Source organism: Pseudomonas sp. MAFF 730105 (genome assembly GCF_055380705.1).
The window spans coordinates 1,079,678-1,100,093 of the sequence record NZ_AP018438.1 but is presented as its reverse complement, the minus strand read 5'-3'; the positions used below and the strand labels follow the sequence as shown (position 1 = coordinate 1,100,093).

Below are 20,416 nucleotides of genomic sequence, written 5' to 3'. Positions count from 1 at the left end.
CAGCAAACGTTAAAAATTCCGTTCCGCTGCGCTTCGCCCAGGCCGATTTTATCATTGGACAAGGCTGCGGCTTACCCCCCGGACAATCATTCCTATTTCCCGGCCATCAATCGTCAACGGCGGCAACAAACGGATGGTCTTGCCCCGGGTGATATTGATCAACAAGCCGTGGTCCCGGGCGGCGCAAAGCGCCAGGTCGCGGACCGGTTGCTTGAGTTCGATGCCGATCATCAATCCCTGGCCACGAATCGCCAGCACGTTCGGGTTATCCGCCAGTTCCGCCCGCAGCCGGACGAGCAGTTGCTCGCCCTGACGCCTGGCGTTGCCCACCAGATCCTGCTCCTCAATGATGTCCAACACCGTGCAGCCGACCCGGCAAGCCAGCGGATTACCCCCGAAAGTGCTGCCATGACTGCCGGGAGTGAACAGTTCGGCCGCCTTGCCCCGCGCCAGGCATGCGCCAATGGGCACACCATTGCCCAACCCTTTGGCCAGGGTCATGACATCCGGCACGATGCCCTCATGCTGAAACGCGAACCATTGGCCAGTGCGGCCGATGCCGGTCTGGATCTCGTCGAGCATCAACAACCAGGCACGCCGGGAGCACAACTGCCGCAAAGCCTTGAGGTAGCCCGGCGGGGCCATTTGCACGCCGCTTTCACCCTGGATCGGCTCCACCAGTATCGCGACGATGCGTTCACCGTGGATTTGCTGGATGTCTTCCAGCGCGGCGAGATCGCCAAACGGCACCTTGATGAAATCCCCCGGCAAGCGGTTGTAACCCAGCCGTACTGCCGGGCCGTCGCTGGCGGACAGGGTGCCCAGGGTGCGTCCGTGGAAGGCGTTTTCCATGACCACCACCAGGGGCTGCTCAATGCCTTTGTGCCAGCCGTAGAGACGCGCCAACTTCAACGCGGTCTCGTTGGCCTCGGCACCCGAGTTATTGAAAAACACCCGCTCCAACCCCGACAGTTGCGTGAGCTTTTGCGCCAACCGTTGCTGCCAGTCGATGCTGTACAGATTCGACGTGTGGAGCAGCAAACCGGCCTGCTCGCTGATGGCGGCTACCAACCGGGGATGGGAGTGACCGACATTGGTCACCGCCACACCGGCCACCGCATCGAGGTATTCACGACCGTCCTGGTCCCACAGGCGCGTCCCCAGCCCGTGGGTGAAGCTCAGCGCCAGGGGTTGGTAGGTGGTCATCAGGCAGGCAGCGGTCATGACATCAAGCTCCATCAAGTGGTTTTTTCCAGTATGGTTAGCCACCCTTGCTGGATAAACACTGCTTTACTTCAATCATTTAGAAGCCAGGCTTGATAATGGATCTGTTCCAGGCAATGACGGTTTACGTCAAAGTGGTAGAAACCGGGAGCCTGACCGCGGCGGCCCAGGCGTGCGAAATGTCCACCACCATGGTGGGCAATCACCTTCGGGCACTGGAGCAACGCCTGGGAGTGCGCCTGATCAACCGCACGACCCGTCGTCAGCGCCTGACGGAATTCGGCTCGACCTATTATCAGCGTTGCCTGGAAGTCCTGGGACTGGTGGCCGACTCCGAGCGCCTGGCCGAGCAGACCCAAGGCGAACCCACCGGCACCCTGCGCATCACCGCGCCACTGACCTTCGGCACCGAACGCCTCGCACCGGCCCTGGCCGAATTCAGCCAGCGCTACCCGCAGGTCAAACTCGACGTGGTTCTGACCAACCAGCGCCTGGATCTGCTCGACCACGGCTTCGATGCCGCCATCCGCCTCGGCCTGTCCGATCCGAAACTGATCGCCCGTCCATTGATGGACTACACCCTGACGATCTGCGCTTCCAAGGCTTACCTGGCCCGCCGGGGCACCCCGGAACAACCCGCCGATCTGCAACGACATGACTGCCTGTCGTTCGCCTATTCCGCCAGTGACGAGTGGCGCTTCGCCCAGGACCACTGGCCCATCGACGGCCCGGACGGCGAAATCAAAGTGCCGGTGAACGGACCGATGCTGATCAACAGTTCGGCGGGGCTGCATCGCGCGGCCCTGGCCGGCATGGGCGTGGTGATGCTGCCCGATGCGCTGGTGGAACAGGATTTGAAGGACGGGCACCTGGTGGCGTTGCTGCAGGATTATCAACTGCCTCATCGGCCGATGAACCTGATCTACGCCCAGGACCGCTACCGGTTGCCGAAGCTGCGCAGTTTTGTGGAATTTGCCTTGGAGAAATGGGCGAGATCCGCTGACTAAACGTAGGAGTAGCCCTGAGAGGCTACTTTTGGAAATGTAGCCTTTCAGGGCTACAGAACAACCCAGCGAAATCAGAGACGCTACAGGTCATTGCCCTTGTCGATTCAATCTCGCTCTTCACCTGACTTTCATTTGGGCTGCGCCGGCTGGTCGCTGCCCCGGGAACAATGGCCGGCCTTTCCCGAGGAAGGCACCCATCTGCAACGCTACAGCGCCCGCTTCCCGGCCGTGGAGATCAACAGTTCGTTCTACCGTCCGCACCGTCCCGCCACCTATGCGAAGTGGGCAGACAGCGTCGCGCCGGACTTCCGTTTCTCGGTCAAGGTGTCCAAGCAGATCACCCATGAACGGCGGTTGCGCGATTGTGACGGGCTTGTGGATGAGTTTCTCGGCCAGTGTTCGCAGTTAGGGGAAAAGCTGGGCTGCCTGTTGATCCAACTGCCACCGTCACTGGCCTTCGATGCCGGAGCGGCCGAATCGTTTTTCAAGGCATTGCGGGACCGTTATCAGGGCCACGCGGTACTTGAGCCCCGACATCCAAGCTGGCTGGCCGAGCACGTCACGGCATTGCTGCACGCTGAACACATCGGCCGCGTGGCCGCCGATCCATCGCCCTTGCCCGGCTGCGACCAGCCCGGGGGTTGGCCCGGGGTGCGCTACTACCGGTTGCACGGCTCACCGCGAATCTATTACTCCCGCTACGAAGACATTTGGCTGGAGCAACTCGCCCGGCAGTTGAAACGCGAACCCGATACACCGACCTGGTGCATCTTCGACAACACCGCCAGTGGCGCGGCTATCCCCGACGCATTGCGATTGGAGGCGCTGATGCGTACGAAAACACCGTGGCCTGCAACAAATGCCGACCAGCCACCGGATCAACCGTGACAACGCCGCCCGTGTCCAATAGATTAGGCGGCCGAAAAAAAGCTCAATGCCTTTCTCGTCTTATCCAGCTAACAGAAGTAGTGAAATTTCAATGTCCGATTCCAATACCGCTGAATCCGTAGTCACCTTGTCGTCCAAAGCGGAATACGAAAACTCCATCAATCTTTCACAGCATCTGCCTCAAGCCAAGACCATCAGTGAGATGGTGTTGGATGCCTTCCAGTCGAACCGCGAGAGCGACCAGATCCGCGAGCTGCGCAGCGCCATTCGCCAGGCTCACGATGCGTTCGACGATGACAAGGCCTACGAACTGATGGGCCAGCTCAAGCAGCTCAAGGACGCCGAAGCTGCCGATTTCGCCGCGCTGGAAGACCTGAGCAGCCGCTTCCCCATCAGCCGGATTCTCTCCAGCTACAAGGATGACCCGGCCTTCCAGGAGTTGGTCTATGGCCTGGCCTTGAAGGTGCTGAACCAGACCCACCAGGCCATCAGCAACCCGAGCGGCAGCAAGGGCAAGGCCTCGCGAGCCAAGAAGGAAGCGCAAGTGTTTGTCATCAGCAAGGACGGCATCAGCGTCACCCTGCCCCTGCGCACCCCGAGTTCCAAGCCGAACGTCGACCGTGAGGCCTTCGAATTCCTGGGCTTCAATTTCGTCGGCGAAGGGGACGAGGCCGAACTGGAAAACGACCTGTTCCTGGACAACGACGGCACCGAACAACAGGCCACCCGCAAAAGCATCATCACCGCTTTGCAGCAGCAAAAGGCCTTTGACGGCTACAGCATCGCCCAGCAGTAAGCCTGTAGGAGCGGGCTTGCTCGCGAAGGCGGTGAATCAGTTTGAATGGAGGGTGGATGTGCCGCCGCCATCGCGAGCCGGCTCGCTCCCACAATAGAAACAACAGTGCGGGAAGACGCCCATGAAAAAGCCCCGCGCTTCTCTCGAAGGCGGGGCTTTTTGTGGGGCATCTGGCGCTTAAGGTGCGTAGGTCAGCAGCAGCTCACTTGGCACTTTGAAGTCCAGGGACATCATGACGCTCAGGGCGGTGATGGTGAAGATCGAGAACACGAACAGCTTGCGTGCCCAGACCGTGTCATCCACGGCCTTGTAGCCGGTCCAGGCCATGTACAGCCAGTACATGCCCATGGCGGCGGCGACGGCGAGGTAGCTCATGCCGGCGTAGCCGCTGAAGGTCAGCATCAAGGTCGCCACCAGGAAGGCCAGGATGTAGAGCAGGATGTGCTTCTTGGCCACGCGAATACCGCGCTTGACCGGCAACACCGGAATCGAGGCTGCCAGGTAGTCGTTGAAGCGGAAGATCGCGATGGCATAGGAATGCGGCATCTGCCACAGGCTGAACATCACCAGCAGCGTCAGCGCAGCCATGTCGAAGCTGTTGCTGACCGCCACATAGCCGATCACCGGTGGCATCGCCCCCGACAGACTGCCCACCAGCGTGCCGTGAACCGACTTGCGCTTGAGGTACAGGCTGTAGAGACCGACGTAGATGACAAAACCGATCACCGCGAACAGCGCCGCCAACGGGTTGGCCACCCGGTACAACAGCGCCACACCGGCCACGCCCAGCACCGTGGCGAACGCCAGGGCCAGTTGTACCGGGATCAGCCCCTGGACCAGCGCGCGGTTTTTGGTGCGTTCCATCTTGATGTCGATGTCGCGGTCGATGCAGTTGTTGAACACGCAACCGGACGCCACCACCAGGGACGTGCCAATCATCGCCGCCAGGAAGATGGCCAGATCGACATGCCCTTTCGAGGCCAGGAAGAACCCGCCTGCCACAGAAAGCACGTTACCGAAAATGATCCCCGGCTTGGTGATTTGGATAAAGTGCTTTAAGGACATCCGGACTTTCCTCAGTGCGCCATCATGTTGGTGTGGATGCTGAACATGATCCACAACGACAGGCCGACCAGCAGGACGATCACCAACGCCGCGAAGACAAACGCAATCACGTTGTTACGCTGGGCGGCGGAGCGGTCAAGGTGCAGGAAGTACACCAGGTGCACCAGGACCTGGACCACGGCGAAGATCAGGACGATCCACAGGGTCAGGCTCTTGGGCAGCGATGGGTACATCACCAGGCCGAACGGGATGACGGTCAGGATCACCGACAGGATAAAGCCGATGGCATAGGACTTGACGCTGCCGTGGCTGGCGTCATGACCATCATGGGAATGTGCGTTAGCCATTTACAGGGTCCCCATCAGATAAACAACGGTGAATACGCAGATCCACACCACGTCCAGGAAGTGCCAGAACAGACTCAGGCAGCTCAGGCGGGTCTTGTTGGTGGCGGTCAGGCCATTTTTCTGGACCTGGTACATCATGATCGCCATCCAGATCAGGCCGCTGGTCACGTGCAGACCGTGGGTGCCGACCAGGGTGAAGAACCCGGACAGGAAGCCGCTGCGGTTAGGACCGAAGCCCTCGGAGATCAACATGTGGAACTCGTTGATCTCCATGCCGATGAAGCCGGCACCGAACAGGAAGGTCATGGCCAGCCAGCCCAGGACCTGGGTTTTCTTGCCCTTGTACAACGCCAGCATGGCGAAGCCGTAGGTGATCGAGCTGAACAGCAGCAGAGCGGTTTCGCCCAGTACGTAAGGCAGCTCGAAGATGTCGTGGCCCGACGGGCCACCGGCGACGTTGTTGACCAGCACTGCATAGGCCGCGAAGATCGACGCGAACAGAATGCAGTCGGTCATCAGGTAGAGCCAGAAACCGAATACGGTCATCTCGCCCGAGTCGTGGTGATGGTCATCATGCCCATGGTCATGACCATGGGCGTGTCCAACATTGGTCACTAAGTTCGACATGGTTTAAGCCTGTTCCAACGAGGTTTCAACACGGGTGGAGGTAGCCCGGACTTTCCCGGCCGCGACCAGACGTTTGTGCTGCTCGGCTTCGATGCGCTCGATGACATCCACCGGCACCATGTAGCCCTGATCGTCGCGGGCGGCATGGATGGCGAAATACACCACGGTGCCGACCAGGCTGGCAGCGGCGAGCCACCAGATGTGCCAGATCATCGCGAAACCGAACACGGTCAACAGGCCGCCCATGACCACACCGGTAGCGGTGTTGTTCGGCATGTGGATCGGCGCGTACTTGGCCGGAGTCTGGTACGCAGTACCGTTTTCCTTGGCTTCGGTGAACGGGTCGATGGTGTCCGCTTTCGGCAGCACGGCGAAGTTGTAGAACGGCGGTGGCGAAGAAGTCGACCACTCCAGGGTATGGGCATCCCACGGGTCGCCGTGTGCGCACATGTTCTCTGGCTTGTTGCGGTCACGTACGCTGACATACAGCTGGATCAGCTGGCAGGCGATACCGACGGCGATCAGCACCGCACCGAACATGGCAACGTACAGGTACGGCACCCACTCAGGGTTGGTGGTGGTGTTCAGACGACGGGTCATGCCCATGAAGCCCAGTACATAGAGCGGCATGAACGCGACGAAGAAGCCGGTGATCCAGAACCAGAACGCGCCCTTGCCCCAGCCTTCGTGCAGCTTGAAGCCGAACGCTTTCGGGAAGTAGAAGGCGAAGCCAGCGATGTAGCCGAACACCGCGCCGCCGATGATCACGTTATGGAAGTGCGCGATCACGAACAGGCTGTTGTGCAGGACGAAGTCGGCACCCGGGATGGCCAGCAGTACGCCGGTCATGCCGCCGATGGCGAAGGTCACCATGAAGCCCAGGGTCCACATGACGTGGCTGGTGAAACGCAGACGGCCCTGGTAGATGGTGAACAGCCAGTTGAACAGCTTCACCCCGGTCGGGATCGAAATCAGCATCGTCGCCAGGCCGAAGAAGGCGTTGACGCTGGCCCCCGAACCCATGGTGAAGAAGTGGTGCAGCCAAACCATGAAGCCCAGCACCGAGATCGCGCCGGAAGCGTAGATCATCGAGTGGTGGCCGAACAGTTTCTTGCCGGAGAAGGTCGAGATGACTTCGGAGAAGATCCCGAACGCCGGCAGGATCAGGATGTACACCTCGGGGTGACCCCAGGCCCAGAACAGGTTGACGTACATCATCGGATTTCCACCCAGTTCATTGGTGAAAATGTGGAAATCCATGTAACGGTCAAGCGTCAGCAGTGCCAGGGTGGCGGTCAGGATCGGGAACGAAGCGACGATCAGTACGTTGGCCCAGGTGCAGGTCCAGGTGAAGATCGGCATGTCCATCAGCTTCATGCCCGGGGTACGCATTTTCAGCACGGTGGCCAGGAAGTTGACCCCCGTGAGCGTCGTACCCAACCCGGATAGCTGTAGCGCCCAGATGTAGTAATCCACACCTACGCCCGGACTGTATTGCAGCCCCGACAACGGCGGATAGGCAACCCAACCAGTCTTGGCGAATTCACCAACACCCAGGGAAACGTTGATCAGCACGACGCCGGACACCAGCAGCCAGAAGCTCAGGGAGTTCAGGAACGGGAAGGCAACGTCGCGGGCACCGATCTGCAGCGGCACTGCCAGGTTCATCAGGCCGGTGAAGAATGGCATCGCCATGAAGATGATCATGATCACACCGTGGGCGGTGAAGATCTGGTCATAGTGTTCAGGTGGCAGGTAGCCAGGCGAACCCTCGGTGGCCATGGCCAACTGGGTACGCATCATGATGGCGTCGGCAAAACCGCGCAGCAGCATGACCATGGCGACGACGATGTACATCACGCCGATTTTCTTGTGGTCGACCGACGTCAGCCACTCGGTCCACAGGTAGGTCCACTTCTTGAAGTAAGTGATCCCGGCGAACAGCCCCAGACCACCGAGCGCGATGATGGCGAGGGTCACCATGACAATCGGCTCGTGGAACGGGATCGCTTCCCAACTTAATTTACCAAACATCGTTTACTCCTCTGCCCCGGCAGCTGAATGCGAACTCATGTCCATCCCTTCCATGTTGTGCGCCACTTCCTGCTCTTTCTTCTCGTGGTGCATCGGCTTGCCCGGATTCATCCCTTCATACTTGTCGATGATGGTCTGGAACAGGTTCGGCGTGACCGCGGAGTAGAGTTCGACTGGGTTGTTCTGGCTCGGTTTGGAAAGGGCTTCGTATTCAGCTTTTTCAAGCTGTTTAGGTGCCTTCTTCACATCGTTGACCCAGGCGTCGAAGTCTTCCTGGGTGGTGGCGATTGCTTTGAACTTCATGCCGGTGAAACCCGCGCCGCTGTAGTTGGCGGAGATACCTTCGAGTTCGGCGTTCTGGTTGGCGATCAGGTGCAGCTTGGTCTGCATGCCCGCCATCGCGTAGATCTGGCCGCCCAGGCCCGGGATGAAGAACGAGTTCATCACGGTGTCGGAGGTGACCTTGAAGTTGATCGGCGTGTGGGCCGGGAACACGATCTTGTTAACGGTGGCGATGCCCTGTTCCGGATAGATGAACAGCCACTTCCAGTCCATCGAGACCACTTCAATGGTGATCGGCTTGACGTCGGATTCCAGCGGACGGTACGGGTCCAGGGCGTGAGTCGACTTGTAGGTGACATAACCCAGGGCAATGATGATCAGGACCGGGATTGTCCACACGGCAGCTTCGATCTTGGTGGAGTGCGACCACTTCGGCGTGTACACCGCCTTGGTATTGGACGCGCGGTATTTCCAGGCGAACAGGAACGTCATGACGATAACCGGCACAACGACCAGCAACATCAGCAGCGTGGCGGTGATGATCAGGTTTCGTTCATCCAGGCCGACCTGGCCCTTGGGATCGAGCAAGGTCATGTTGCAGCCTCCCAGCAGCAACGTGCCGAGCAGCGGCAACAAGCCTAGTAATCGGGGTACCTGTTTTTACTCATCTCACGACCTCTAAAGCAGCTTGCGCAATGCAGTTGGGTTTTGATCGCCAACACTTCACCCTGCCAAGGGTTGGCATTTCTTGGATTTGAATAAGGGCTGCCCGTCGAGCGTCAGACGCTGTTCGACATATCCTGGGCCAGCAGTGAGTTCTTATTCGAATTCGTCGGTAAAAGGCCTTGTTACAGCCCAATTCCATTTGGTGCGGGTAGTTGGAAGGCACCGACACCTGGGGTCGCATGGGGCGCTGGCACCCTTCGACCGCCTCTCGTGCTCAAGCCTGAGCCGGGTCGGATATTCGGTGCGGGCGATTGTAGTGAGCTGGAGCGCTGTAGACCATGTCTCATCCCGAAATAATTTTTATCCAAACCGGCAACAATCTCTTCCCGATACCGCAACGGTCCGGCATGTTATCGAAATTGATTCTCAACAAGAACCCCAAAAAACGTAGGCCTACTACGCCCGATTCAGACAGCCTGAACGAAACGCGTTGAGGTTTTTTGCCTGGCAAGCGCCCGTTTTTCGGGGGGCTCGCCAAATGGCGCTGCGCTGTTAAAAATGCCTGCTGCCGGCTCCGCCAAGGTAATGGGCGTGGCAAGCCGGTACATTTTTTTATTACAGGACGAGGCGTATATTCCTGCCGCGAACGCCCCCGGAACCTGGGGATGTGTGACAACGTGTCGCACAGTGTCGCAGGTCATTCTTGTCCCGGATCAAGGCCTGTCCCTCCTATCGCTGAATGCAAAACGCCCCGGTTCTCCAACAGGGAAACCGGGGCGTTTCATCGAGGTGCTTCAGCGAAGGGTCTTGCGGTTACGCGACACCAGCAAGGGTACCAGTACCACGATCAGTACGAAGGACAGAAGCGCCCATTGCGCCAGGGACAAGCCCAGGATCGGCGGGTATGGGGTGGAGCAGAACCCGTCGACCTGGAACCCCAACGGGAAGATCTTCGCCAGCGGCAGATCATCGACAATCGGTTGCAGCACATCGATACCGCAGCTGACTGCCGGGAAGAACTGGGTATACACGTGATGTCCCGCCACCCCCGCACCGGCCAGGGCACAGAGCACCACAATCCCCTCGAGAATCGTCAGGCTGCGACGGGTGCGCATGGCCGCGCCGATGAACGCGAAGATCGCGATCAGCAACAGCGCATAACGCTGCAGGATGCACAGCGGGCACGGTGCCTCACCCAAGGCCACCTGCATATATAGCGCACCACCGATCAGCGCCAGGCAGATAAGCCCCAGCAACACCAGGTAGCGCCGCTCGCGGCCCAACCGCATCATTTCCTCACTCATTACCTTTTCCTTTGAATGCATGGATCGACGCACAGCCTTGCGACACTCGGCGCACAGTCGGATGGCCGAAGTCTACACGTTGGCCATGACAGTGAACGAGCGGCTTGCGCCATCTTTGGGGGGAATAGACAGGAAAAAGGTTAAGTGCGGATTAACTTTGAGCGGGCGAAAGGTCAGTTGAGTGTGCAAAGCATGCCGGCCCCTTCGCGAGCAGGCTCGCTCCCACAGGGTCCGATGGTGCATGCAAATGCTGCGTGCACCGCGGCTCCACTGTGGGAGCGGGCTTGCTCGCGAAAGCGGTGTGTCAGGCAACCTCGATGTCGACGATGCCGCCGTCTTCGCGAGCAAGCTGAACTGGCCTAATGATTTTGGACACTTCAATCGGGCGCTATGATGGCGCCCAAATCTGAGGTGTTTGGCTATGCGTAAATCTTATTCCAGTGAGTTCAAGCTCAAGGCTGCCAGCATGGTGCTGGACGAAGGCCAGTCAGTTCCTGAGGTCTGTGCCAGTCTGGATATTGGCCCTACTGCCTTGCGCCGTTGGGTCGACCAGGTTCGCAAAGAGCGCTTGGGGTCGACCCCGGAAGGGGCCAAGGCGATTACCGCCGATCAGCGAGAGATCCAGCAGCTCAAAGCGCTGCTCAGGCAAAAAGACCTGGACATTGAAATCCTAAAAAAGGCCAGTGCTCTCCTGCTTTTGGACTCCAAAGATCATTCTCGTTGATCAACGAGCTGGACGAGCAGTACGGCGTTAACAATTGCTGCCGGGCGTTTGGAGTCAACCGCAGCAGCTTTTACGCCTGGCGTCAGCGCCAAGGCAAGGTGAAGCCTGAGCGGGAGAAACTGAAAGCCGTGCTGATCGAACATCACAAGGAATCCAGAGCGTCCGCAGGGTCTCGTACTCTTTCCAAGGAGCTGCAAGCCAAGGGGCATCGCGTTGGGCGCCATATGGCTCGCAGTTTGATGCGCGAAGCCGGTGTTGCCAGTCATCAGCGGCGTCGGCACAAGTACAAGTCTTGCGGCGTGGAAGCGCTGGTGGCGCCGCATGTGCTCAAACGCAAGTTTGATGTCACTGCGATCAACCAAGTGTGGTGCGGCGATGTCACGTACATCAAGGTCGGCAGACGCTGGATGTATTTCGCAGCGGTTTTGGATCTATTTGCTCGTCGGATCGTGGGATGGTCATTTTCAATGATTTCCGACGCCGCTCTGACCTGCGAAGCGTTGCGGATGGCGGTTCAATTGCGAGGGCGCCCAAAAGAGGTGTTGTTTCATTCTGATCAAGGTTGCCAATACACCAGCCACAAATTCAGGAATGAGGTGCGCAAACAAGGGCTTCTGCAAAGCATGAGTCGCAAAGGTGAGTGCTGGGACAATGCCCCGATGGAGCGTTTCTTTGGCAGCCTGAAGTCAGAGTGGGTGCCCGAAGCGGGCTACAGTTCGGAGCATGAAGCCCGCGTGGATGTGCAACGCTATGTGATGCGATACAACAACGTCAGGCTCCATAGCTACAACGATTACCGGTCGCCGGTAGCTATGGAGAAACTGGCGGCGTGAAACCTTAACTGGTGTCCAGAATTACTTGACCAGTTCAAGCCCGCTCCCACCGTTTTTTTGCAGCACTCACAACTGTGCGTCCGCCGCAATTTCCTGTGGGAGCGAGCCTGCTCGCGATAAAGGCAACCCGGTTCTGCCGGGCTTGCCGCTTGCCTTTATTCCAGCGCCGCAGCCGGCCCGAAGAACTCGTAACGGCTCTGCCCATCCGGTACGCCCAGGGCCTTGAGATGACGCTTCACGGCGGCCATGAAGCCCTTCGGCCCCAGGAAATAGGCATCCAGGTCACGCTGTTCCGGCAGCCACTTGGCCAGTTGCTCCTGGCTCAACAAACCAATCCGATCGGCTGCCTCGCTCAAGCCGTCGTCTTCGTCGTAGCAATAGAAGCGCTTGAGTTGCGGGTGCCGCTTGGCCAGGTCGTCGATCCACTCACGGAAGGCATGGACACGACCATTACGTGCGCAGTGAATGAAATGCACTGGTCGCTCGGTTTGCAGCGCCGCTTGCAGCATCGCCAGGGTTGGGGTGATACCGACGCCACCGCTGATCAGCACCAAGGGCTTGTCGCTGGCGGTCAGGTAGAAGTCCCCGGACGGCGGGAACAACTGGATGCGGCTGCCAATCTGGAAATCATGATGCAGGTAGTTCGATACCCGCCCACCCGGCTCGCGCTTGACACTGATCCGGTACTGGCCGTTGTCCGCCAGGGCCGACAACGAATAGTTGCGGCGCACTTCCTCACCGTCCAGGAACAGTTTCATGCCGATGTACTGACCCGGCTCGGCCAGCAGGATCGGCCCCTTGTCCGCCGGTTCGAAGTAGAACGAGGTGATCTCCGAGCTTTCCTGGACCTTGGCCACCAGGATGAATTCCCGCTCGCCCCGCCATCCACCCGGCGCCGCGGCCTTCTTGTCGTACATGCCGGCTTCGGCGCCGATGAGAATATCGGCCAATTGGTTATAAGCGGCGCCCCAGGCGGAGATCACTTCGGGCGTGGCGATCTCGTTGCCCAGCACTTCGGCAATCGCCCGCAACAAGCAGGAGCCGACAATCGGGTAATGCTGTGGCTCGATCTGCAAGGCGACATGCTTGTTGACGATTTTCGCCACCAGGTCACCCAACTGGTCGAGCTGGTCGATATGCCGTGCATACATCAATACACCGTTAGCCAGGGCCCGAGGCTGATCGCCGCTGGCTTGGTGAGCCTGGTTGAACAGCGGTCGAACCTGAGGATATTCGGAAAGCATCATGCGGTAGAAGTGAGTGATGAGCGCTTCACCACCGCTTTCAAGCAATGGAACGGTGGAGCGAATGATGGCGCGTTCTTCCCGGGTGAGCATAAGGTGAATCCTCGTGTGTTACGGAAACGGATACCGATGCTTATCAGGTTTCATGCCACAAATATTTTCGTTAATTTTCAATAGCTTAAAAATAATGTAGTCATAACGACACACGTGAAGCTATAGTCTTTTTGACTACACGGAGTCATTATGACCGCAACCTCCCTGCTGACCGCCTTGTTGCCGCTGGTAGCTGACCTGTCTCGCGAACTGCTTGAAGGCGAGCGCTATCGCCGCCTGCTCGGCGCCCTGCGCGCCTTGCTGCCTTGCGACGCTGCAGCGCTGTTGCGGCTGGACGGGGACAGCCTGGTGCCGCTGGCGGTGGACGGCTTGAGCACCGACACCTTGGGCCGGCGCTTCCGGGTCAGTGAACACCCGCGCTTCGAAGCGCTGCTGGCCAACCCGAACCCCACCCGTTTCGCCACCGACAGCGACCTGCCCGATCCCTACGACGGACTGGTTGAAGGCCTCGACGACCATCTGGAAGTTCACGATTGCATGGGCTGCCCGCTGTTCGTCGATGAGCGCCCCTGGGGCCTGCTGACCCTTGACTCCCTGGATCCGGAGCGCTTCGAACCCATCGACCTCGGTGCGCTGCAGGCCTTCGCCAGCCTCGCCGCCGCCACGGTCAGCGCCGCCGAACGCATCGAACGCCTGGCCTTGAAAGCCGAAGACGAACACCGCCGAGCCGAGGTCTATCGCCAGGCCAGCGGCCAGCAATCCCGCGACATGGTCGGCCAGAGCAAAGCCCATAAACGCCTGGTGGAAGAGATCAAGCTGGTGGGCGGCAGCGACCTGACCGTGTTGATCACCGGTGAAACCGGCGTCGGCAAGGAGCTGGTCGCCCAAGCCATCCATGCAGCCTCCAAACGCGCCGAACAGCCGCTGATCAGCCTCAACTGCGCCGCCCTGCCGGACACTCTGGTGGAAAGCGAACTTTTCGGCCACGTACGCGGCGCGTTCACCGGAGCGACGAGCGACCGGCGCGGCAAGTTCGAGTTGGCCGATGGCGGCACGCTGTTCCTCGACGAAGTGGGTGAGTTGTCCCTGACCGTCCAGGCCAAACTGCTGAGAGTGTTGCAGAGCGGCCAGTTGCAGCGCCTGGGCTCGGACAAGGAGCATCTGGTGGATGTGCGTCTGATCGCCGCCACCAATCGCGACCTGGCCGAAGAGGTGCGCAACGGCCGCTATCGGGCCGATTTCTACCACCGCTTGAGCGTGTATCCCTTGCAGGTACCGGCGCTGCGGGATCGTGGCCGCGATGTGCTGCTGCTCAGCGGTTTTTTCCTGGAGCAGAATCGCTCGCGCATGGGCCTCAACAGCCTGCGTCTGAGCAGCGATGCCCAGGCCGCGCTGCTGGCCTACGACTGGCCGGGTAACGTGCGTGAACTTGAACACCTGATCGGCCGTAGCGCCCTGAAAGCGCTTGGCAGATGCCCGGTGCGGCCGAAAATCCTCAGCCTCGGTGCCCAGGACCTGGACTTGCCCCAGGCCACCGAGCCAACGTCCGAGCCTTCAGCAACACCCCCTGCGCTGGCGATCACCCCCGTGACGGGAGACCTGCGCGAAGCCATGGACGATTTCCAGCGCCGGCTGATCGGCGCCAGCCTGGAACGCCATCAACACAACTGGGCCAGTGCCGCCCGAGAACTGGGGCTGGATCGGGCGAACCTGGGGCGGATGGCACGACGGTTGGGGCTCAAATAACGCCCTCAAGTTGCTCAAGCCTTTGTGGCGAGGGGATTTATCCCCTCGCCACAGGTGTGTATTCACAGGCCGCTGGCCCGGAAAGCGGATGTCGGCCGCTTTCGCCCTAAAGCCTGCCCTCAACAAGTCGATAACCCGATATCAAAAGCTGTTTTGGCGATCTTCACGTTCGCCCCACCTTTTTACACAGAAGGTTTTTATGTCTTCCAACAAAGCCCGCGCAGATTCACTTTCGCTTCTGCTGTTTACGTTGCGCAGCGGCAAGCTGATGGCAATCAACCTGCTCAAAGTCAGTGAGATCATCCCGTGCCCGCCACTGACCAAACTGCCGGAGTCGCATCCACACGTGAAAGGCATTGCGACCCTGCGTGGCACATCGCTGTCGGTGATTGACCTGAGCCGTGCCATTGGCGAGCGGCCGCTGGAAGATCCGGACGGCGGCTGCCTGATCGTCACCGATGTCAGCCGCTCCAAGCAGGGCCTGCACGTGCAGGCGGTGAGCAAGATCGTCCACTGCCTGACCACCGACATCAAGCCACCGCCTTACGGCTCCGGCGGCAATCGCGCGTTCATCACCGGCGTGACGTCGGTGGACGGCAAGCTCGTGCAGGTGCTGGACATCGAGAAGGTCATCCATGGCATCGCCCCGGCGCAGATCGAAACCGCGCCCACCGAGCTGAGCATGGAAGACGCCGAAGTGCTGGGCAACGCACGGATCCTGGTGGTCGATGACAGCCAGGTGGCGTTGCAACAATCGGTGCACACCCTGCGCAACCTGGGCCTGCAATGCCACACCGCCCGCAGCGCCAAGGAAGCCATCGAATGCCTGTTGGACCTGCAAGGCACGGCCGGACAGATCAACCTCATCGTCTCCGACATCGAAATGTCGGAAATGGACGGTTACGCCCTCACCCGCACGCTGCGGGAAACGCCGGACTTCGCCCACCTCTACGTGTTGCTGCACACCTCGCTGGACAGTGCCATGAACAGTGAAAAGGCCCGGTTGGCCGGCGCCAATGGGGTGCTGACCAAGTTTTCCTCGCCCGAACTGACCAAGTGCCTGATCACGGCAGCCAAGGCGGTGGCCGAACAAGGCCACTGAGTTGTACCGACGGTGCGCTCCTGCGTTCCGGCGTGGGAGGGTCCGGCAATCTCAGGCATACTTTTGCCATGACTTTCCGGAACGAGACATCCCGATGAACATCCGCGCATCGTTTCTCCTTGGCCTCGCTGCCCTGGCCTCCCAAGCCCATGCCTCCAGCCCGGAAGCCTGGGCTGCCTACGACAAAGCCGTGCTGGCCAGTTGCATCAAGGCCAGTGGCTTGAAGAACGCCGAGCCGGTAGGCACCGCCGCGCAATTCGACGACCGGGTCGGCTATACCGCGCTGTTGCTGCAAGGCCAATACCCGCAGAAACACATGAAAGGGGCGAGCGGTACCGAGCTGTGCCTCTACCGCAAGAAAACCAAGACCGCCCACGTGACCGAATGGGACTCGATACGCTCCACCGCGACCGATCAGTGAGTGGCGCATAACTTGCTTCGCGAGGCTCATCACGGCGTTTTTCTGTCGCCGCCTTTCAGCTCTCGACCGGTCGCTCAATGAATACAACGTTTTCCTGCGTAGGCTGCGGCAAATGCTGCTCTGGCCACCACGTTCCCCTGACCCTCGATGAAGCCCGGATGTGGGCAAGCGACGGCGGCCAGGTCATCGTCCTGGTGGAAGCCTTCCTGCCCAACGGCCTCGGTCTGCCGGTGGCGCAGCGCGAGCATGCCGAACGCCGTTCCGCGAGGGTCCGGAGCGGCGGCACCGATGCCTTCGTGGCGATCACCTTCGCCGCTTATAACCCCGGCCGCTGCCACAATCTCGACGAAGAAAACCTGTGCAGCATCTACGAACGCAGGCCGCTGGTGTGCCGGATCTATCCGATGGAAATCAACCCACATATCCCGCTCAATATCGCAGCGAAGGACTGCCCCCCGGAATCCTGGGAAACCGGTCCGCAACTGATCGTCGGCGGGAAATTGGTTGATAAAGAACTGGCCGAGCTGATCGAACGCTCGCGCCAGGCCGATCGCGAAGAGATTGCGATCAAGGACCGCATCTGTGCGGCCTTGGGCATCCATACCACCGCGCTGAAAGGTGACGGGTTTGCCGCCTATCTGCCGGACATGACAGCGTTCGCCGCCGCCATCGATCAGGTGCGCTTGCGACCAACGGCGCAGGAAACCAGTGAATGGCAATTCCATCTGTCCGGGGATGACGTCGCCCGCGAGGTCATGGCCTGTGGGGCTCGGGTCGTCACCGAGGCAGCTTCGGATTATGCGTTCATTTCGCTGCGGGCGGCCTAGAGACAACATAAAGGCCCCTTGTGGGCGCGAGCCTGCTCGCGATAGCGGTATGTCAGTCAACATCAACGCTGGCTGAACCGCCGCCATCGCGAGCAGGCTCGCTCCCACAGGTCATTCCAAGTCATAAACTGCACCCCCCTCTCGCCTAACCCTCGCCGAGAATGTTAGCGTGCTTGGTATTGCCTCCAAGACGAGCCTTGCACGATGAAAAAAACCGTACTTGCCTTCAGCCGTGTCACGCCCCAGATGGTCGAGCGCCTGCAACAGGACTTCGACGTGATCGTGCCGAACCCATCGAAGGGTGACATTAATGCACAGTTCAACGAAGCCCTGCCCCATGCCCACGGCCTGATCGGGGTTGGTCGCAAACTCGGTCGCGAGCAATTGCAAGGCGCCACGAACCTGCAGGTGGTTGCCAGTGTGTCGGTGGGTTACGACAACTACGACCTGGCCTACTTCAATGAACGCGGGATCATGCTCACCAACACCCCGGACGTGCTCACCGAAAGCACGGCCGACCTGGCCTTCGCCCTGCTGATGAGCAGTGCCCGTCGCGTTGCGGAACTGGACGCCTGGACCAAGGCCGGACAATGGCAGGCGACGGTGGGGCCACAACTGTTTGGCAGCGACGTGCACGGCAAGACCCTGGGCATCGTCGGCATGGGCAACATCGGCGCGGCCATCGCCCGGCGTGGCCGGCTGGGGTTCAACATGCCAATCCTGTACAGCGGCAACAGCCGCAAGACCGAACTGGAAAACCAGCTGGGCGCGCAGTTCCGCGAGTTGGACCAGTTGTTGGCCGAAGCGGACTTCGTCTGCCTCGTTGTGCCCCTGAGCGAGAAGACCCGCCACCTGATCGGACAGCGTGAACTGTCGCTGATGAAGCCAAGCGCGATCCTGGTCAACATTTCCCGCGGCCCGGTGGTGGATGAGCCTGCATTGATCGAGGCCTTGCAGAACAACCGCATCCGCGGCGCCGGGCTGGACGTCTACGAAAAGGAGCCGTTGGCCGAGTCGCCGCTGTTCCAGCTGAAGAACGCCGTCACCCTGCCCCACATCGGCTCGGCTACCCACGAAACCCGTGAAGCCATGGCCAATCTCGCGGTGGAAAACTTGCGCAGTGCGTTGCTGGGTGAGCGGCCGCAGAACCTGGTCAACCCGCAAGTCTGGAAGTAGAAGCCGGCGCCGTATCCCATCGCCCCGCTTTGTGGGAGCACGGCTTGCCCGCGAAACGAACGCCTCGGTTTCTGACAGAGCGCGTCGTCTTCATAGCGGGCAAGCCTTGCTTTCACAAAGCGCGACACTGGTCGCCGCTGGTCGAGGCTTGCGAAACACCAGCACGTTCCCCAGCATCACCAATACCAGCCCGGCCAGTGCCGGCGCCGTCCACTGGTAGCCTTCGACAAACGCCGAGACATTCAACGCCACCACTGGGAACAGGACAGTGCAATACGCCGCCCGCTCCGGCCCCATGCGCCCCACGAGCGTCAGGTAAGCGGTGAAGCCGATCACCGAGCCCGGGATCACCAGGTACAGCAGCGAACCGATGTAGCGCAGGTTCCATTCCATATCGAAAGCAATCCCGTTGAACAGGCACCACCCCGCCAGCATCGTCGCGCCATAAGCCATGCCCCAGGCGTTGGTGGTCAGCGGCTTGAGCCCAGCCTTTTGTTGCAGGCTCGAGAGCATATTGCCCGCCGAGAAACACAGCGTGCCCAGCAATGCCAACGCCAATCCGAGCAGCGTCTGCGGGCTCGCGTGATGGCCGGCCAGTTCCGGCCAGAACAACAGCCCCAGCCCCGACAATCCCAATGCACCGCCCAACAGCACGTTGCGGGCGATCCGCTGGCCGAAGAACACCCGGGCATTGAGGGCATTCCACAACGTGGCCGTGGAGAACACCACCGCCACCAGGCCGCTGGGAATCCACTGGCTGGCCGTGAGGAAACACATGAAATTGACGCAGAACAGGCACAGTCCCTGGGCCAGGCAGATCAAATGCCCACGACGGTTCATCACTTGCAGGCGCCGGCTGAGCAGGAGCATTGCGAACAGGATCAGGGCCGCGAGGCCGAAGCGATAGACAATCGATACCGGGATGGCAACGACGCCCAGTTGCAGTTTCAGAGCAATCCAGGTGGTGCCCCAGATGAGCACGGTGAGCAGGTATAACGAGAGGTTCATGGTGACGGCTCCTGGACGATGGCGTTCAGTGTCACGCCGCCGTCCACCGGGCGCTTGCGTAAACTTGCGGTTTTGTCGGCGTGCAGGCTGGCACGGGTCTTTCAACGGAGTAGGATGCAAGGCGTTGGAGATAACCGATCATGCCCACACTGCAAACCCTGCAAGTCTTTCAAGCCCTCAACAGCTCGCCCAATGCCCGTCTGGAGCACAGCGCCGAGCTCGGTGACGGCATGGCGGCCGCCTTGTGGACCAATCATCATGACGCCCGGGACTACGACGCGCCGACCCACCACACGCTGTCCTGCTACATCGCCGGCGGCACCGGTACCTTTCGGCGCGAGCGACCCGACACGCTCGGGGCCCCCGACAAACTCTGCGTCCTGCCGGCGGACCATGAGTCGGCCTGGGTCATCAACGGCGACATTCGCCTCGCTCACCTGTACTTCAGCGCCGAACAGTTCGCCCTCGGTTGCGTCACGCTGCTGGATCGCGAACCCCGGCAAGTGCAACTGCGCGAGGCGACGTTCCTCGACGACGAGCAACAGGCACAACGCTTTCGTCAGTTGATCGCCTTGAACTGGGACGAACCCGGCGAACGCCTGCTGACCACCAGCCTGGCCCACGAACTGCTCAATCACCTGCTGCTCAGCCAGGTCGGCCAACGCCAGGACCTGCGCCTCAAAGGCGGGCTCGCCGCACACCAACGCCGGTTGCTGGTGGATTACATCGACAGCCATCTGGCCGACGCTATCAGCCTCGGGCAATTGGCGGCATTGTGTGCGCTGTCCGAATACCACTTCGCCCGGATGTTCCGCGAGAGCTTCGGGCTGCCACCCCACCAGTATGTGTTGGCGAGGCGCCTGGCACAGGCGCGGCACCTGCTGCGCCACACCTCACAACCCTTGGGCGACGTGGCACTGGCTTGCGGATTCGCCAGCGCCAGTCACTTCACCCACCGTTTCCGCCAGGCATTGGGGGCGACGCCTGGGGAGTATCGGCAGGCCTTCTTGCGCTGATGGTGATTGCTAACGAAAAACGGGC

General features: G+C 60.3%; 20 protein-coding genes. 11 read left to right on the top strand and 9 right to left on the bottom strand.

What is annotated here, in order from left to right; genetic code table 11:
• Positions 1–51: 51 nt before the first annotated feature.
• Positions 52–1,224, bottom strand: coding sequence for an acetylornithine/succinylornithine family transaminase (locus tag PCOSP_RS04730; RefSeq protein ID WP_464710438.1), 1,173 nt, complete (start codon positions 1,222–1,224; stop codon positions 52–54).
• A 98-nt stretch (positions 1,225–1,322) separates the two neighbouring features.
• Here PCOSP_RS04730 and PCOSP_RS04725 point away from each other — a divergent pair, with 98 nt between their 5' ends.
• From PCOSP_RS04725 to PCOSP_RS04715, 3 genes are all read left to right on the top strand, one after another.
• Positions 1,323–2,231 carry a LysR family transcriptional regulator gene (locus PCOSP_RS04725; RefSeq protein ID WP_175361703.1) on the top strand — a complete coding sequence of 303 codons (909 nt, stop codon included), beginning with the start codon at positions 1,323–1,325 and terminating at the stop codon, positions 2,229–2,231.
• Between the two features lie 96 nt (positions 2,232–2,327).
• Entirely contained in the window at positions 2,328–3,119 is a 792-nt protein-coding gene (locus PCOSP_RS04720; RefSeq protein WP_464710436.1) for a DUF72 domain-containing protein, read from the top strand.
• Between the two features lie 91 nt (positions 3,120–3,210).
• Complete coding sequence (locus PCOSP_RS04715; protein ID WP_047699663.1) at positions 3,211–3,915, top strand: hypothetical protein; 705 nt, start codon at positions 3,211–3,213, stop codon at positions 3,913–3,915.
• Between the two features lie 177 nt (positions 3,916–4,092).
• On the opposite strand, the gene cyoE is transcribed toward PCOSP_RS04715, so the two are convergent.
• The 6 genes from cyoE to PCOSP_RS04685 all read right to left on the bottom strand — a co-directional run bounded on the left by cyoE (position 4,093) and on the right by PCOSP_RS04685 (position 10,240).
• The gene (gene cyoE, locus PCOSP_RS04710) at positions 4,093–4,980 is read right to left on the bottom strand and encodes a heme o synthase (protein ID WP_025211928.1); all 888 of its coding nucleotides are present in this window, start codon (positions 4,978–4,980) and stop codon (positions 4,093–4,095) included.
• An 11-nt stretch (positions 4,981–4,991) separates the two neighbouring features.
• On the bottom strand, positions 4,992–5,327 hold the full coding sequence (gene cyoD, locus PCOSP_RS04705) for a cytochrome o ubiquinol oxidase subunit IV (protein WP_041022358.1): 336 nt from the start codon (positions 5,325–5,327) through the stop codon (positions 4,992–4,994).
• Entirely contained in the window at positions 5,328–5,954 is a 627-nt protein-coding gene (locus PCOSP_RS04700) for a cytochrome o ubiquinol oxidase subunit III (RefSeq protein ID WP_024777554.1), read from the bottom strand.
• Between the two features lie 3 nt (positions 5,955–5,957).
• On the bottom strand, positions 5,958–7,988 hold the full coding sequence (cyoB, locus tag PCOSP_RS04695; protein ID WP_139645892.1) for a cytochrome o ubiquinol oxidase subunit I: 2,031 nt from the start codon (positions 7,986–7,988) through the stop codon (positions 5,958–5,960).
• Between the two features lie 3 nt (positions 7,989–7,991).
• On the bottom strand, positions 7,992–8,906 hold the full coding sequence (cyoA, locus tag PCOSP_RS04690; RefSeq protein ID WP_464710435.1) for a ubiquinol oxidase subunit II: 915 nt from the start codon (positions 8,904–8,906) through the stop codon (positions 7,992–7,994).
• Between the two features lie 824 nt (positions 8,907–9,730).
• Positions 9,731–10,240, bottom strand: a complete 510-nt coding sequence (locus PCOSP_RS04685; RefSeq protein WP_139645889.1) for a disulfide bond formation protein B — start codon at positions 10,238–10,240, stop codon at positions 9,731–9,733.
• Positions 10,241–10,661: 421 nt separating this feature from the next.
• Between PCOSP_RS04685 and PCOSP_RS04680 the strand changes: the two genes are divergently transcribed.
• Together PCOSP_RS04680 and PCOSP_RS04675 are read left to right on the top strand one after the other, a co-directional pair.
• Positions 10,662–10,964 carry an IS3 family transposase gene (locus PCOSP_RS04680; protein WP_047230570.1) on the top strand — a complete coding sequence of 101 codons (303 nt, stop codon included), beginning with the start codon at positions 10,662–10,664 and terminating at the stop codon, positions 10,962–10,964.
• Positions 10,961–11,797 (top strand): IS3 family transposase, encoded by an 837-nt coding sequence (locus PCOSP_RS04675; protein ID WP_254705043.1) that lies wholly within the window; start codon positions 10,961–10,963, stop codon positions 11,795–11,797. The genes PCOSP_RS04680 and PCOSP_RS04675 overlap by 4 nt, the downstream gene beginning before the upstream one ends.
• Positions 11,798–11,952: 155 nt before the next feature.
• Here the strand turns inward: PCOSP_RS04675 and hmpA are convergent, their stop codons facing one another.
• Complete coding sequence (hmpA, locus tag PCOSP_RS04670) at positions 11,953–13,134, bottom strand: NO-inducible flavohemoprotein (RefSeq protein WP_139645885.1); 1,182 nt, start codon at positions 13,132–13,134, stop codon at positions 11,953–11,955.
• A 150-nt stretch (positions 13,135–13,284) separates the two neighbouring features.
• Between hmpA and norR the strand changes: the two genes are divergently transcribed.
• The 5 genes from norR to PCOSP_RS04645 all read left to right on the top strand — a co-directional run bounded on the left by norR (position 13,285) and on the right by PCOSP_RS04645 (position 18,367).
• Positions 13,285–14,841 (top strand): nitric oxide reductase transcriptional regulator NorR, encoded by a 1,557-nt coding sequence (norR, locus tag PCOSP_RS04665; protein WP_464710433.1) that lies wholly within the window; start codon positions 13,285–13,287, stop codon positions 14,839–14,841.
• A 199-nt stretch (positions 14,842–15,040) separates the two neighbouring features.
• Positions 15,041–15,943 carry a chemotaxis protein CheV gene (locus tag PCOSP_RS04660; RefSeq protein ID WP_139645880.1) on the top strand — a complete coding sequence of 301 codons (903 nt, stop codon included), beginning with the start codon at positions 15,041–15,043 and terminating at the stop codon, positions 15,941–15,943.
• Between the two features lie 94 nt (positions 15,944–16,037).
• Positions 16,038–16,364 carry a hypothetical protein gene (locus tag PCOSP_RS04655; protein WP_139645878.1) on the top strand — a complete coding sequence of 109 codons (327 nt, stop codon included), beginning with the start codon at positions 16,038–16,040 and terminating at the stop codon, positions 16,362–16,364.
• A gap of 77 nt (positions 16,365–16,441) precedes the next feature.
• Positions 16,442–17,191 (top strand): YkgJ family cysteine cluster protein, encoded by a 750-nt coding sequence (locus PCOSP_RS04650; protein WP_139645876.1) that lies wholly within the window; start codon positions 16,442–16,444, stop codon positions 17,189–17,191.
• Between the two features lie 204 nt (positions 17,192–17,395).
• Entirely contained in the window at positions 17,396–18,367 is a 972-nt protein-coding gene (locus PCOSP_RS04645; protein WP_139645874.1) for a 2-hydroxyacid dehydrogenase, read from the top strand.
• A 90-nt stretch (positions 18,368–18,457) separates the two neighbouring features.
• Here PCOSP_RS04645 and PCOSP_RS04640 read toward each other — a convergent pair whose 3' ends face one another.
• Positions 18,458–19,375, bottom strand: a complete 918-nt coding sequence (locus PCOSP_RS04640) for a DMT family transporter (protein ID WP_464710432.1) — start codon at positions 19,373–19,375, stop codon at positions 18,458–18,460.
• A gap of 140 nt (positions 19,376–19,515) precedes the next feature.
• Here PCOSP_RS04640 and PCOSP_RS04635 point away from each other — a divergent pair, with 140 nt between their 5' ends.
• Positions 19,516–20,391, top strand: a complete 876-nt coding sequence (locus tag PCOSP_RS04635; protein WP_139645870.1) for a helix-turn-helix domain-containing protein — start codon at positions 19,516–19,518, stop codon at positions 20,389–20,391.
• Positions 20,392–20,416: the final 25 nt, after the last annotated feature.